The organism is Dyella jiangningensis (assembly GCF_003264855.1).
Classification (GTDB): Bacteria; Pseudomonadota; Gammaproteobacteria; order Xanthomonadales; family Rhodanobacteraceae; genus Dyella; species Dyella jiangningensis_C.
Genome location: NZ_NFZS01000001.1, coordinates 2,360,984 through 2,377,580, shown reverse-complemented (window position 1 = coordinate 2,377,580; position 16,597 = coordinate 2,360,984). Strand labels below are relative to the sequence as shown.

General features: G+C 65.4%; 4 protein-coding genes. 3 read left to right on the top strand and 1 reads right to left on the bottom strand.

From position 1 onward, the window contains the following. The first annotated feature begins 150 nt into the window (after positions 1-150). The 3 genes from CA260_RS10485 (at position 151) to CA260_RS10475 (ending at position 14,957) form a co-directional block, all read left to right on the top strand. On the top strand, positions 151-1,152 hold the full coding sequence (locus CA260_RS10485; RefSeq protein ID WP_238149676.1) for a sulfotransferase family protein: 1,002 nt from the start codon (positions 151-153) through the stop codon (positions 1,150-1,152). Positions 1,153-1,721: 569 nt separating this feature from the next. Next, positions 1,722-2,102: a hypothetical protein gene (locus CA260_RS20900; protein ID WP_146745321.1), complete on the top strand. Its 381-nt coding sequence runs from the start codon at positions 1,722-1,724 to the stop codon at positions 2,100-2,102. Positions 2,103-2,141: 39 nt separating this feature from the next. Beyond that, positions 2,142-14,957, top strand: a complete 12,816-nt coding sequence (locus CA260_RS10475; protein WP_111982831.1) for an autotransporter-associated beta strand repeat-containing protein — start codon at positions 2,142-2,144, stop codon at positions 14,955-14,957. A 600-nt stretch (positions 14,958-15,557) separates the two neighbouring features. Here the strand turns inward: CA260_RS10475 and CA260_RS10465 are convergent. Continuing rightward, on the bottom strand, positions 15,558-16,595 hold the full coding sequence (locus CA260_RS10465) for a DUF2891 domain-containing protein (protein ID WP_202864055.1): 1,038 nt from the start codon (positions 16,593-16,595) through the stop codon (positions 15,558-15,560). Positions 16,596-16,597 lie beyond the last annotated feature (2 nt).

Below are 16,597 nucleotides of genomic sequence, written 5' to 3'. Positions count from 1 at the left end.
AATTGGGCGTGCACCCGCCGGAGGTAGTCCACCCCCTGCTTTCGGCAGAATCGACTTCGGATCCGTCCCTGGGTCGAAGGTGCACTGGCTACTCCAACCCCTGGGGCTAGCCTGAGCGTCGAGAGACGGTCGCGACGGGGCGAAAGCTGGATGGCTTTCGCCCCGTTTTTTTTCGTGACGATCATCCTGTGCCTTGGCTGCGCCCCTCGCCAACGACAGGTTCAACGCGAGGCACTGAGCGCCTTGACACTGACGGCACTGCAACGGGTAGTCTTCGATGCACGATGCATCATGTGCAATGAAGGCTGTTTCGCGAGCAGCGCACTGGAAGGGGAAGTCATGCGTTCCATTCATTTCATCTCGGGCCTGCCCAGGTCTGGCTCCACGTTGCTGGCTGCATTGCTGCGGCAGAACCCCCGGTTTCACGCGCACATGAGCAGTCCGCTCGCAGGCATGGTCGACGCGATGCTGGGCGAGATGAGTGACCGGAACGAGCTGTCCACCTTCATCACGAACGAACAACGGCGGCGTGTCCTGCGCGGGCTTTTCGACGGGTATTACGGTCAGGAGATGACGGCAAGCGTCATCTTCGATACCAGCCGTACATGGTGCGCGAAGCTGCCGGTGCTGAGCGGACTGTTTCCTGATTACCGCATCATTGCCTGCGTTCGGCATGTCTCATGGATCGTCGACAGCCTTGAGCGTGCGGTCCAGAAGAACACCTTGCGACCCTCCTTCATGGTCAACTTCGACACGCGCGGCACCATCTACAACCGGGTCGAGGGGTTCGCCACGGGCGAGGGCATCCTGGGTTACTCCTACAATGCGCTGAAGGATGCGTTCTTTGGCGAGCATGCGCCCCACCTGATGCTGCTGCAGTACGAAACGCTGGTGCGAGATCCCGCCATGGCCATGGCGGCCGTCTACGATTTCGTCGGTGAGCCGGCATTCAATCACGATTTCGACAACGTGCATTTCGATGTGGGCGCGTTCGATGATCGCACCGGCATGCCGGGCTTGCATGCCGTTGCCGCAAAGGTGCAGGCACGCGGACGCGAGACGGTCCTGCCGCCGGATATCTTTCGGCGTTTCGAGAACGACGCGTTCTGGCGCCACGCGCCATCGAACATTCGGGGCGTACGCGTGGTATAGGGTCCTCAAAAGGGCCAGCAACACGGGCCGCCGGCTCACGTCCGTTCGCGCCCAGGCAACCTGACGTTGCCAATTCCTGAGCTTCCGCCATGCAGCGGGTCCGATAGCTTGGGAGATGGCCCGCCGAAGCGCCGAGCCTTGCCAGGATCGCGCTTTCCGTAACGTCCTGACCGAGCGGCGGCGACCTTCGCCGCTTTGGCGCTCACCTGCATCGTGCGGGCTGGTTGCGCCGGTTCTCTTCCAACGGGTAGCGGTGTGCGTGCCCGACAAGTTGGCATCGCGACTGGCCTCTTTCGGCCAGTTCGTCCTGGAGCAACCGGAGGTTTCAGTTTTCTGGCCTTCCGAGGTGCTCCCTCCGTAGGCAACCTTGCCACCTCGACATGACAAGCCGGCCGCAGTGCGCCCGGAGAACTCACCGGTTTTTCGGAGGGCAGGGCGTTGGACATCGATCACCCTAAGATTTTTCCCACTGGTCGAGCAGGCGTGCCGAACCTAGCCTTTGCGCTGGACCTGCAGCGCTGCCTTCGCCGTGGGCGGCAAGCGAGATTCTCCTGGAAAGGGAACGGGCGATGGAATCCACGCGTCATGAGGAGCGTCCGGTGTATCCGTCACTGGCTGCATTGCTCGGCAATGACGTGTGCCGGGTCGGCGTCGTGCTGTGCGTCTTTCACCACATGGTCAGCAACGATCTCCGGCAGATGGAGCACGCCGTCGTCGCCGGAGAATGGATGCACGTGCGCGAACTCGCACATCGCACGGCATGGGGCTGCCGCTTCATCGGTGAAGACCAGGCAGCCGATGCACTGGATGCGATCGAGCATTCCGGTCACGACGCGTTCGAAGGCGACGCGTTCGTCCAAACATTCTGGAGCGCCCATGGGACGCTCCGCGCAGTGCTTGATCGTGCCGCAACGTATGCGGGCGTCCGCGCCAGAGGGCGAACGGACTGATCAGCGCATCCATTGGAGCCATCAGGGGAGACAGGGCTCATGAATCGCATTTTTCGTGTCATCTGGTCCCGGGCGCTGCATACCTGGGTAGTGGCGTCCGAGTTGGCGACGCGTCGCGGCAAGGGCTGCGGTGGCATCGATCGTCGTGCCCTCGATGGCATCACGTCCGATCACGTGTCCTTCGCAAGCGCCAGCTCTCCCTGGCCACTACGGCTTGGCATCCTGACCGCATTGCTGGCGTTGCATGCACCGGCGTACGCCGTTGATCGCTACTGGGACGTCAACGGCACGACCCTTGGTTACGGCGGCACCGGTACATGGGACACCACCAATGCGTTCTGGAGCCCGAACAGCGACGGCACCAGCGGTCCGTACAGCACCTGGAACAACGCCGCCCTCTACGATGCCTACTTCGGCGGCACCGCCGGTACGGTGACCCTGGGCGGGACGATGACGGCCCACAACCTCACGTTCCAGACCACCGGCTATTCGCTCACGGGCGGCAGCCTGGCGCTCGGTGGCGCGAGCCCGACCATTACGGTGACGACCGGCGCCAGCACCATCGCGTCCCCGATCACCAGCGCCGGCGGGTTGACCACGGCCGGCGGCGGCACGCTGACGCTCAATGGAAGCAATAGCTTTGGCGGCGCCCTCACCGTCAGCGGTGGCGGCCTGGTCTTGAACGCGGCCAACAGCTTTACCGGAAACATCAACGTCACCGGCGGCAACCTCAGCATCGGTACGATCGGTAACGCGGCGCTGGGTGATGCCGCCAACCAGATCTATCTGGCCAACGGGCGATCGTTCTCGTCGTCAGGCACGATCTCGAACCGCACCGTCAATCTCACGGGTGGCATCGGCTATATCGGCGGGGCGGTCGGCAGCCTGTTCTATACCGGCACCGGTGGCTTGCACGTTGCCGATGGTGTGTCGCTGACCAACAACGCGAACAACTATCTGGGGCAAACGCAGTTCACCACCCAAACCGGTTGGTCGGGTAGTTACAACGCCTTCAGCTCGGTAGCGGACCTGGGCGTGGCGAGCGCCTTGGGCGCGCCCACGACCGTGGCCAACGGAACCATCCTGATCGGGCCCGGGGGCGGCCAGTCTCTGGGCGCCAATCAGGTGTACTACACCGGCACCGGCAACAGCTCCAACCGCAACTGGCAGATGAATCCGGGTTCCTATAACGGCTCTGCCTACCTGTATAACGCCGGCAGTGGCACGCTGCGACTGACCGGCAACATTGCCGGTATTGGAGCAGGTGGGCATCCCATCGGCTTCGGTGCCCAATCGGCCGACATGGAACTGCTTGGTGTGATCAGCGCCAACGACACCCGCACCGTCACGTTCAGCAGCAACGCCGGGCGCACGATCCGGCTCGGTACCGCCAACACGTTTACGGGTCAGGCGCAGATAGGCGGCGCCGGCAAGGTCGAGGCATCGGTGCTCGCCAACGCTGGCGTTGCCGGATCCCTGGGGGCGGGCACGATCTACGTCAACGGCGGCAATCTCTCCTATGTCGGCGTCGGCGAGTCGACCAACAAGAACTGGACGCTTTCCAATGGTTCGCTCAACAGCGACGGCACCGGTGCACTGTCCCTGGGCGGCACGGTCGCCCTTGGTGGCACCGCCACGCTCGGCGGCAGCTTTACCGGTGCTGACAACCTCATTTCCGGCGTCATCTCCGGCACCGGCAACCTGCGCAGCGCGGGAGCTGCCACCTGGGTCTTGACCGGCACCAACACCTATACCGGCAGCACCATTGTCGACTCCGGCGTACTGCGCGCGGGCACCACCGATGCGTTTGGCGCGTCCACCAGTGCACAGGTCAACGGTGGCACGCTGGACCTCAACGATTTCGATAGGACCTTCAGTACGCTCGCCGGCACGGGCGGCACCGTGGATTTGGGCACCGCCACACTCACCCTGCAGGCGGCGACAGGCACCACCGCGACCTATGCCGGCAACATCATCGGCAGCGGCGGCCTTACCAAGCTGGGCGCCAGCACGCAGACTTTGACCGGCGCCAATACGTATACCGGCGCCACCACGATTGGCGGCGGCGTGCTCGCCCTGGACTTCAGCCCCGCGGGCGGGCCGACGAGCAACATCATCAGCGGCAGCTCCACGCTCAATATGGCCGGCGGCCGGCTCAACGTCGTCGGCGCCGCCGGCGAGAGCGACACCCAGACCTTCAACGGCCTCAACGTCACCGCCAGCAACAACACCATCGATGCCAAGTCCGGCACCGGTGGCAGCCTTACCGTGAACCTGGGCGCCATCACGCGCACCAGTGGGTTGATCAATTTCAACTTGCCGACGAGCGGCAACATCACCACCACCAATACCACGCTCGGAGGATGGGCGACCGTCAACGGCACCGACTACGCCAAGGTGGTGGGCGGCAACATCCTTGCGTTCACATCGCTGGACTACACCAACAAAGACAATGCGGCCAACTGGCTGGGCGGCGAGTACATCACCGATTCGACCGGCTTCTTCAATACGGTGAGTGGCACCAAGCAGCTGGCGGGCCTGCGCTATACGGCCCCCAAGTCCACCACCGTGACCGTGAGCCCGGGCCAGACCCTGGGCGTGGACGGCACCATCATCGTGGCGCCCACGGTATTGAACACCAACCAGGTGATCACCGGCGGCATGATGACCGGCGCCAACGGTGGCGACCTGGGCATCCAGCAGAACAGCACCGGCAACTTCACCGTCGCCTCGCAGATCGTCGACAACGGCACGGGCACGGGTTTCGTCAAGGCCGGTACCGGCCTGGTGACGTTGAGCAACACCGGCAACAGCTATACGGGCGCCACGCGCGTGGCCCAGGGCACGTTGGCGGTGAGCAGCATCCAGAACGGCGGCGTCGCCAGCGGCATCGGCGCATCGTCCGCCGCTTCGTCCAACCTGTCGCTGGAAGGTGCCACGCTGAGCTATACGGGAACGGGTGACACCAGCGACCGCGGCTTCACCTTCGCCAAGTCCGGCGCCATCATCGAAAGCGGCGTGCAGGTCACCAACGCCAGCGCCAACCTCACCTTGAGCGGACTGGTGAGCAGCCCGGACGGCGCCAACTTCCTCAAGAGCGGCCCCGGCACGCTGACGCTCGCCAACCCGGCCAACGCCTTTACCGGCATCGTCACGGTCAGCGGCGGCCTGCTGAGTGCGACCACCCTGTCCAACGGAGGGCAGGCGAGCAGTATCGGCGCAGGCAGCAGCGCATCGGCCAACCTCGTGCTTAATGGCGGCGGGCTGCAGTACACCGGCGCCACCACCAGTACCGACCGTGGCTTCACCCTCGGGGCAAGCAACGGCACGGTGGACGTGAGCAATGCAGCGACCACCTTGACCGTCAGTGGCATCGTCGCGCAGCAGGCCGGAGGGAACCGCGCGCTGACCAAGAACGGCGCCGGCACCCTGGTGCTTTCCGGCATCAACACTTACACCGGGCCCAACACCGTCAACGCCGGCGTATTGCGCGCCGGCTCGACGCAGGCCTTCGGCGCGCCCAGCACCGCGGCAACCATGACGCTGGCCAATGCCGCCGGCGTACTGCTGGACCTCAACAACTTCAACAACACCATCGGCCCGCTCAATGGCGGCGGCGTGAATGGCGGCAACGTCACGCTCGGCTCGGCAACCCTGACCATCGCCGGCGGCAACGGCAATTATTCTGGCGTGATCAGCGGCACGGGTGGTGTCACGCGCACCAGTGGCGGCACGCAGACCTTCAACGGCTGCAACAACACCTATACCGGCGTCACCAGCCTGCAGGGCGCCAGCATCACGACCGACTGCCTGGCCAATGGCGGGCAGGCCAGCGGTATCGGTGCGTCCAGTGCGGCATCGACCAATCTGGTTTTCAACAATGCGGTCCTGACTTATACGGGGGGCAGCATCGCCATCGATCGGGGCTTCCAACTGCAGGCCAATATCGGTGCCATCGGTGTCAGCAACGCCGCTAGCACGCTGGAGTTCTCAGGCGCGGTCATTGGCACCGGTTGGTTCCGCAAGGATGGACCAGGAACGGTGGTTTTGTCGGGCACCAACACTTCGACAGGCAATACCCAGGTCACGGGTGGCATCTTGCGCGCCGGTACCACCAACGCGTTCGGTCCCAGCGGCAACATGACGCTGGACAACACCGCTGGCGTGTTGCTGGACCTCAACGGCTTCAACACGGCAGTGACCTCGCTGATCGCCGGCGGCGCCAACGGCGGCAACGTTGCCCTGGGCAACGCTACGCTGACCATCCTCGATGGCGCCAATCAGACCTACAGTGGCGTCATCAGCGGTAGTGGCAACGTGGTGAAGAATGGCAGCGGCAACCAGCGGCTCGCTGGCTGCAACAGCAGCTACACCGGCCCCACCACCGTCAACGCCGGCATCCTGTCGGTCGATTGCCTGGCGAACGGCGGCCTCAACAGCTCGATCGGCGCCTCGACCTCCGATCCGTCCAACCTGGTGATCAATGGCACGCTGAACTACGTCGGTGTCGGCAGCAGCACCGACCGTCAGTTCACCCTGGGCACCAGCGGCGGCACGATCACCTCCGCCGGCACCGGCATCGTCCAGTTCACCAACACTGGCGCGGTGGTCCTGGCCGGTTCCAATGTCGCCCGGACCTTGACCTTGACCGGCGCCAACACCGGCGACAACCTGTTCTCGGGCCAGTTGAACGACAACGGCGCCGGCGTCACCTCGCTGACCAAGTCGGGAACCGGCACCTGGCGCCTGAGCAACGCCAATAGCACCTACACCGGCATCACCCGCATCAGCGGTGGCGTGCTCAGCGTGGACCAGATGGCCAACGGCGGCCTGGCCAGCAGCATCGGCGCCTCGTCCAATGCGGCGGCGAACCTGGTGATCGGCAATGGTTCCACGCTGCGCTATACCGGCGCCGGTGACAGCACCGACCGCCAGTTCACGCTGGATACCGGCGTCACCTATATCGAATCTTCCGGCACCGGCGCGCTGCAGTTCACCAACACCGGCACGGTGGCGCTGCTTGGCACGAACGCACCGCGCACCATCGCCCTGGGCGGCACGAATACGGGTGCCAATACGATGGGCGGCGCCATCGCCAACAACGGCACCGGCGCCACCACGCTGGCGAAGAACGACTCGGGCACCTGGATCCTCACCGGCAACAACAGCTACACCGGCAATACCGTCATCAACAACGGCAACCTGATGATCGGCAATGGCGGCACCACCGGCAACGCCGGTGCGGGCAACGTGATCGTCGATTCGCCGACGTCCACGCTATCCCTCAATCGCAGCGATACGTTTACTTTCAGCGGCACGTTGAGCGGCCCTGGCACCCTGGCGCAGGTGGGTACCGGCACCAGCGTGCTGACGTCGGCGAACAACCAGATCGGCGCCACCACCATCGGCGCCGGCACGCTGCAGGTCAATGGCGCCTTGGCTACGCCCACGGTAGGCATGACCGGCACCTCGGCGCTGACCGTCAACGGCACGCTGCAGGCCGCCGGCGGCACGCAGACCACTCTCTCCGGTGATGCCGGAGCGCAGACGGTCACCGTGGGCGCTGGTGCCACGCTGCTCGCCAGCGGCGATCTGGGTGACGGCAGCGACGTCGTCGACGTGCGCGGCACCTTGAATACCGGCACCGGCTCGCTGGGCCTGGGCAACGGCGACGACACGCTTATCCTCCACGATGGCGCGCAGATGCTGGGCGGCGGCGTGAACGCGTCCGGCGGCAACGGCACGGACACCCTGGTGGTCGACACCGCACTGGGCTATACGCTCGACGGTGGCGCCATCGATACCTTCGACGTGCTGACCAAGCAGAACACCGGCACGCTGACGCTGACCGGCAGCCAGGCCTTCGGCGCCGGCACCCACATCGATGGCGGTGCGCTCGACGTCGCGGGCACCATGGCGACGCCCAGCATCTCCATGGCGGACAACACGGCGCTCAACGTCGACGGTTCGATCAACGCCGGTGCGAATCCGGCGCTCATCACCGGCAGTGCCGGCAGCAACACCATTTCCGTCGGCAGCACCGGCATCCTCGCCGCCAATGGCGACCTGGGCGACGGCAACGATGCCGTCACGCTCGCGGGTGAACTGGATACCGGCACCGGTACGCTGGCCCTGGGTGCTGGCGACGACGTGCTGACCTTGCAGAGCGGCGCGCTGATCACCGGGGCGGGCGTCGATGGTGGCGCCGGCGCCAGTGACCGCCTGGTGCTGGACAGCGCGTCAGGCCTGGTGCTCGACGGCACGCAGACGACCGGTTTCGAGTTCCTGCAGAAGGACAATGTGGGACTGGCCATCGTCACCGGCGCGCAGAGCTTCAGCGGCGGCACCACGATCAATCAGGGCGCGCTGACGCTGGCCGGCGATATCACGACGCCAAGCGTGACGATGGCCGACGACACGACGCTCAATGTCAACGGCTCACTCCAGGCCGCAAGCGGTGTTGCAACGACCATCACCGGCAGCGCCGGCAGCAACACCGTCACCGTGGGTGCCGGCGGAACCTTGCTCGCCAATGGCAGCCTGGGTGCCGGCAATGACGTGCTGGACGTGGCTGGCACGCTGGATACCGGCACGCTCTCGCTCGATCTGGGCGATGGCGACGACACCCTCACCATCCACGAGCACACCAACATCATCGGCACGGTGACGGCTGGCGCAGGCAACGACACGCTCGACACGCACATCGACACGGTGGCGGACATGGGTGCGGTGCAGGGTTTCGAAACGCTGGCCAAGACCGGCACCGGCGTGCTGAACATCAACGGTCCGCTCAGCTCGGACTTCAACACGGTGAACGTGTCGGCGGGCACGCTGAACGTGACGGCGGCCGGCAGCGTGGTCGGCGCCCCCGGCATCCCGTTGACCACGACCGTGGCCAACGGCGCCACGCTGAATGTAGACGGCAGCTACGGCTGCAGCGCCGAGAACGATGCGATGACCGTCGCCGGCACGGTTTCGGGCAGCGGCACCATCGATCTGTGCGGTGGCGACGACACGTTGACGCTGCAGGACGGCGCGGTACTCAACAACACCATCAGCGGCGGCACCGGTACCGGCGATACGCTGGTGCTCGACAACAGCGGCTCGCTCACGTTCGACGCCAGCCGCACGACGAACTTCGAACTGTTGCAGAAGGACAACACCGGCACGGCGACGCTGACGGGCACGCAAAGCTTCACCGGCGGCACCGCGATCAATGGCGGGACCCTGGATGTGGCGGGCACGCTGCAGACGCCCACCGTCGACATGGCGGACAACACCATCCTCAACGTTTCGGGCTCGCTCAGCGCAGGCGCGGGCACGCCAGCGCAGATCAACGGCAGCGCGGGCAGCAACACGGTATCGGTGGCTGCCGGCGACACGTTGCTGGCGAATGGCGATCTCGGTGCCGGCGTCGATACGCTGGACGTGGCCGGCACGCTCGACACCGGCGGCGGCGTCTTCTCGCTGGGCGACGGCGACGACAACTTCGTGGTGCACGACGGCACCCAGGTGATCGGCACCATCGACGGCGGGGCAGGGCTGGATACGCGCACCTATGCGATCAATACCACCGCCAATCTCGGCGCCTTGCTGAACTTCGAAGGCGTGACCAAGACGGGTACAGGCGTACTCAACGTCAATGGACCGGGGGCGACCGACCTGCAGGACGTGCAGGTGCTCGAAGGCACCATGAACGTGGCCGCGGGCGCCAGCATCGTCGCGACCAGTGGCAGCTCGCTGGCCACCACGGTCGCGACGGGCGCCACCTTGAACGTGGACGGCAACTATGGATGCGGTGCCGGCGACGACACGATGACCGTATCGGGCAACGTCACCGGCAACGGCATCATCAACCTGTGCGGCGGCGACGACACGCTGACGCTCAACGACGGCGCCAACCTCAGCCTTGCCCATCCGATCGACGGCAACGCGGGTACCGCCGACAAGGTGGTACTGAACAACAACAGCGCGATGACACTGGACGCGGGCCAGGTCACCAACTTTGAACTGCTGCAGAAGGATGGCGCGGGCGAAGCAACGCTCACCGGCGCGCACAGCTTCAGCGGCGGCACCATGCTCAACGATGGCACGCTCACAGTCGCCGGCACGCTCCAGACGCCGACCATCGCGATGAGCGACGACACCGTGCTCAACGTCAACGGCATGGTGGGCGGAGCAGGCGGCACCAACGCGGTCATCACCGGCAGTGCCGGCGCCAACACCATCAACGTGGGCACCGGCGCGGTGCTGGTGGCGAGCGGCGACCTGGGCGGCGGCAGCGACGTGCTGGATGTCGCAGGCACCCTCGTTACGCAAGGCGGCGTGCTTTCCCTCGGCGACGGCAGCGACACCTTCACCATCCATGACGGCACCACCGTGCTGGGAACGGTCGATGGCGGCGCGGGCTTGGATACCTTCAATCCGGACATCAACACCAGCGCCAACCTCGGCGCGCTGACCAACTTCGAGATCCTGACCAAGACCGGCACGGGCGTGCTCAACGTCACGGGGCCCGGGCAATCGAGCTTCGAGTCGGTCAACGTGCGGGACGGCACGCTCAATGTTGGCGCGGCCGGCGGCATCACCGGCGTACAGAACGCGACCGTGGCCAACGGTGCCACGCTCAGGCTGGACGGCAACCTGTCGTTCACGGCGGGCAACGACAGCCTCACTGTCGCTGGTACCGTCGCCGGCAACGGCGTGCTCGACATGGGCGATGGCAACGACACCTTCACCATCCAGGATGGCGCCGACCTTTCCGGCCTGAGCAGCCCCGTCAGCGGCGGCGCGGGCAACGACACCTTCGTGGCCGACCTGGCCGGCAGTGCCGTGCTGGGTGGCGCGGTGAATTTCGAAACGCTGACCAAGACCAACACCGGCACGTTGCACATCAATGGCCCGGCCATGTCCGCGTTCACCACCGTCAACGTCGACGGCGGCATGCTCGATGTCGGCGTGGCCGGCAGCCTCAGCGGCGTGCAGATGGCAACGGTGGCGCATGGCGCCAGCTTGAACGTGGACGGCAGCGTGGTGTTCACGCCCGGTGCCGACACCTTCGTCGTGGCTGGCAACGTCAGCGGGCTGGGTTCCATCAACATGCTCGATGGCGACGACAACCTGATCATCAAGGACGGCGCCGACCTTAGCGGCCTGACGACGGCCATCGATGGTGGCGCCGGCAACGACACGCTCACGGCGGACATCGCCGGCACGGCCGTGCTGGGCGGTGCCACGAACTTCGAAACGCTGACCAAGACGAACACCGGCAAGCTGACCGTGGCCGGCCCTGCGTCGTCGGACTTCACCACCGTCAACGTCGACGGCGGCACGCTGGACGTGGGCATGGCCGGCAGCCTCAACGGCGTGGTCACGACCACCGTGGCCAACGGCGCCACGCTGAATGTCGACGGCAACTACAACGGTTCGGCCGGTAACGACAGCATGACGGTGGCCGGCGCACTTACAGGCAGCGGCACGATTGCTTTCGGCGATGGCGATGACGTGCTGACCTTGCGCGACGGCGCCGACCTGAGCGGCTTCACGGGCGTGCTCGACGGTGGCGCCCCAAGCGCCAGCGACACGGTGGTGCTGGACAATGCGCAGGCACTGACGTTCGGCTCGGGCACGGTCAGGAACTTCGAATACCTGACCAAGACCAACACCGGCGTCGCGACCCTGGTCGGCAACCAGAATTTCATCGGCGGCACGACCATCGATGGTGGCGAGCTGGCGGTCACGGGCAACCTGAGCACGCCAACGGTGACGATGGCCGACGACACCACGCTCACCGTGGCGGGCACGCTGAATGCCGGCGGCACCACGCCGACCGCGATCACGGGAAGCTCCGGCGTCAATACCGTGAACATCACGGGCACCGCGTTGGCCACCGGCGACCTGGGTGCCGGCGCGGACGTGCTCGACGTGCGCGGCACGCTGGACACCGCGGGCGGCGTCTTTGCACTCGGCGATGGCAACGACAGCTTCGTAGTGCACGATGGCACGGTAGTGAACGGCATCGTCGATGGCGGCGCCGGCCTGGATACCCGCGTCTACGACATCAATCTCACTGCCGACCTGGGCGCCCTGGTGAACTTCGAGGGCGTGACCAAGACGGGTACCGGCGTACTCAACATCAACGGCCCGGCCAGCACCGACCTGCAGGAAGTAAGCGTGCTTGGCGGCACCATGAACGTCGCTGCCGGCGCCAGCGTGGTGGCGGCCGCGGGCAGCTCGCTCACCACCGTCGTTGCGGCCGGCGCCACGCTGAATGTCGATGGCAGCTTCGGCTGCGGCAACAGCGCGGACAGCATGACCGTGGCCGGCACGGTCTCCGGCACGGGCACCATCGACATGTGCGGCGGCGACGATACGCTGACGCTGCAGGACGGCGCCGTGCTGGCCACCACCATCAGCGGCGGCGGGCACAACGCTGGCGATACCGTGGTGCTCGACAATGCCGGCGCGTTGACCTTCGATGCCTCCCGCACGACCAACTTCGAGTTCCTGCAGAAGAACAACGCTGGCGAGGCAACGCTGGTCGGCAGCCAGAGCTTCATCGGCGGCACCGCCATCAACGGCGGCACGCTGACCGTCGCCGGACAGCTTGAAACACCGACCATGAGCCTGGCCGACGGCACGGTGCTCAATGTCGAAGGCACCGTGCAGAACACCGGCGCCACGGCCCTGGTGATCACCGGCAGTGCCGGCGCCAATACGGTGAAGGTGGGCGAGGGCGGCACCTTGCACGCCACGGGCAGCCTGGGCGCAGGCAACGATGTGCTCGACGTGGCCGGTACGCTCGACACCGCCGGCAGCATCCTCGACCTGGGTGATGGCGACGACACGTTGACCATCCACGACAACACGCACATCGACGGAACGGTGCAGGGCGGCGCCGGCAACGACACCTTCAACGCCGACATCGCCACGACCGCCAACCTCGGCGCGGTGCAGTCGTTCGAAATCCTGAGCAAGACCGGGCAGGGCGTGTTGAACGTCAATGGTCCGGCAAGTTCGGACTTCACCACGGTGAACGTGCGCGAAGGCATCCTCGACGTGACGGCTGCCGGCAGCATCGCGGCACAGAACACCACCGTGTCGTCCGGTGCGACGCTGCAGGTCGAAGGCCGTTACAGCGGCACCAACGGCGATGACACCTTCACCTCGATGGGCAAGGTGGTCGGCGCCTTCGACTTCGGCGATGGCAACGACGTGGTTTCCTTCGTCGGTGGCGACCCGAGCGGCGTCACCGCACTGGCCGGTGGCGCAGGCAACGATCGACTGAGCTTCGGTGGCCTCTCGCTGGAAAGCAAAACGCTGCCGACGCTCACCGGATGGGAGCGCGTGGAGCTCAACGACGCCAGCCGACTGAATCTCGATTCGGCGCTTGACCTGCAAGGCGGCGTGCTCGCCATCGATGGCAGCTCGCAGTTGACGGCCCAGGCCGGTGCGGCGCTGGGCGCCAGCGTGGAGAACGCAGGCTTGGTCGACGTGGGAACCAATCGGCTGTCGATCAGCGGCGACTACACGGGCAACAACGGCACGCTTCGCGTAGGTGTGTCGGGTCAAAACCTCAGCGCTGGCGGCCTGGACGTCGCCGGGGACGTGCGCGGCACCACCGCCGTGTCGTTCGACAGCGACGGCAGCAAGGTTTCCGGGGCCGGCAAGGTATCGATCCTGGTGATCTCCAGCCCCAACGACAATCCCAATACGGCAGGCACGTTCGTGCCCGCCAAGACGGTGGACGGCGCAGTCCGCCTGGACGGCAGCGCGTTCCCCTGGACCTTCGGCCAGGAATCGGACCACAACTGGTACTTGAATGCGCAGGCGGGCCTGCTGCCGGAATTCCCGGCCTACGCCGTGCTGCCGACGCTGGGCGTATTGATGGCGCGTCAGGACGATGACCTGATCCACCAGCGCCTTGCAGGCATTCGCGATACCGAACACCTGATGTGCGGCAACAAGCCCGAGCAGCAAAGACAGGCCGGCGTGGGGCTGTATGACGATTGCCACGGCTTCTGGGTGGCAGCCACGGGCAGCAACAGGGATCTTGGCGCCAACCCCGGCTTCGCCACTTCGGGTAGTGACGCCGGCATGTACGTAGGCTTCGACTATGCCGGAGAAAACCAGTCGGGCTCGGGACATTTCGGTGCGTTCCTGGGCTACGTGCACGGCAACTACATGACGACCGGCGCCAACTCGACCGGCATGCCTGTCGTCGGCGCCTCCCGCATCCGCCTCGATACCCCCGTCGGCGGCTGGTACACCGGCCTCTTCTGGAACAATGGCCTTTACCTGGACACGGTCGTGAGCGGCCAGCGGACACGTGCACGCGTGCGCACCACGGACGGCTTCGTGCAATCCCTGCACGGAGGGAGCGTGACGGTGAGTGCCAAGGTCGGTCGCCGCGTCGAAATGGACAACGGTTGGTCCGTCGAGCCGAGCCTGCAATTGGTTGCCACGCAGGTGCATTGGAACGACGTCGTTGATAACGGCAACCGACAGCTGACCTTCAACAACCACTGGGTGGGCAACGCCCGCGCCGGCTTGCGCACGGAAAAGATGTTCACCACCGATGGCGGCGCCACCATCAAACCGTGGGTATCGATTGCCATGCAGGATTCGCTCACCCACGAAAGGAACGCACTGCAGGTTCTTGAGCCGGGCGAAGTCGGCAATGGCCTGGCGCTTCCAAACCAGGACCTGGGGCTGGCGCTACGTGTCGATGCCGGCGTCGAAGCCAAGCTCAACAAGAGCGTGAGCCTGTTCGGCGTGCTGTCGGCCACGCATGAGCTGCAGGGAAGCAAATACCGAGAGGAAGCAGCCAACCTAGGCGTGCGCGTGCGTTGGTAAGCAGCTTGCATGAAGACGCCCGAAGCCGGCCGCCATATGCGGCCGGCTTGAACAGCCCGGGGACAACCCGCGGCGAGCCTCAGACCGGGTTGCCCTGGCTCGACCGGCCCCGATGGGTCACGCAATTCGAACCGTGTCTGCAATAGGGATGGTGGTGGAGGGAATGCTGGGATCTATTCGCTCACTCATCGCGTTGTTCCGCGTCCACCGATGGAGGCATGCACGCGACTTCTCGAATGTGCGCACCTGGGGTCGCGCTGAAGAGCTGTTCGCATGTGGACGCCTGGACCGGATCTTCCTATGGCCTCCGGAGCTCGGAGGAAAGGATCTCCCATCGAATATCTGCTTCGTTCCCAGGAAGGCCGCTCGGCTCAAGACGCTTGTGGACGGCACGGTCATGGCACACATGCGAGAAGGCCGCATCTGTCGCTACACCGCACTGCCCGAATACAAGGGCGGCAGCTTCATACCGGCCAGAATAGTCATCAAGGCGTGGAAGTCCGATAAGCAGGCTTCCACGAGCATCATTGAGATTTGGTGAGGGAAAGCACTGGCCATTGGGCGACCGCTGGTCCGCGTGATGAACGGCCGTGCGTCCCGTCACGCCTCCAGTGCCAGCGTGGCGAACGTCGCGAGCCAGTGTTCGCCCAGGTAGTCGCCCGCGACATGGGCGAGTGCACTGTCGAGATGCTGCTCGGCCGCATCGAAAAGCCGCTTGCGGCGCATGTCGCCTTCCGGCAAAGCGCGAGCGATGGCTCGCATGCACCATGCACGGCTGAGGTTCAACCCGTCGAGATGCGCGATCTTGCCGTCGCTGCGGTCGCTGACCGTTGCCGGCGTGAACAGCGTCGCGGGTTCACCTTGCGCGAGGTCCGGCAGGAACCGCGTGAGCCAGCCGCCGAACGTTTCCGGCGGCAGCACGCGCCGCATCAGTTCCGCTTCCATCAGCGACGGCGACAGGAACTCGTCACCTGAAGGCTCCCATGCCTGGCACGCCACGTCGTTCATGTGCCAGCGCTTCGCCGTCTCCACGATCAGCGCACCAAGCGACTCGCGCTGTGTCCCTCGCGCGAAATCGTAGGCCAGCGAAAGTGCGAAGGCGGTGTTGTAATGTGTGCCGACGCGCAGCGGATAAGTCGCCTTCGGCAGGAAGGCCTCGAAGCGATCCACGATCGCGTCGGTCAGCGGCGAAAACGTCGCTTTCCAGCGCGATGCCTGCGGTATCACGTTGCCCGCAGCAAGCCCATCGAGCTTCGCGGACAGCGCGAGAATCCATGCCCAACCATAGGGCCGCTCGAATCCACGGTGGTGCGGTTGGTCGAGATAGGCGCGCTCGCCTTCGACATTCGCATCGGTGAAATGTGCATCGACGACGGCCGTCACGTGCGCCGCTTCCGGCAGCCCAGGAAAACGTTCGAGCAGATGCAGTACGAGCCAGTAGCCGTGCACGCACGAATGCCAGTCGTAGCTGCCGTAGAAGATCGGATGCAGTGCGCGCGGTCCCGCGACGTCCTGCGGCCCGGCGAGCGCATGCGTGAGCTTGTTCGGATACTCGCGCGTGAGGTGCGCAAGTGCGAGCGATGCGAATTTCGACGCGATCGTAGGTGTGAGTACGGAAGTCACTGGCATCTCGCTCATGG

Excerpts from the sequence above, each read along its gene's own strand:
- CA260_RS10485 (WP_238149676.1), top strand. The coding sequence starts at position 151 with ATGGCTTTCGCCCCGTTTTTTTTCGTGACGATCATCCTGTGCCTTGGC.
- CA260_RS20900 (WP_146745321.1), top strand. The coding sequence starts at position 1,722 with ATGGAATCCACGCGTCATGAGGAGCGTCCGGTGTATCCGTCACTGGCT.
- CA260_RS10475 (WP_111982831.1), top strand. The coding sequence starts at position 2,142 with ATGAATCGCATTTTTCGTGTCATCTGGTCCCGGGCGCTGCATACCTGG.
- CA260_RS10465 (WP_202864055.1), bottom strand. The coding sequence starts at position 16,595 with ATGAGCGAGATGCCAGTGACTTCCGTACTCACACCTACGATCGCGTCG.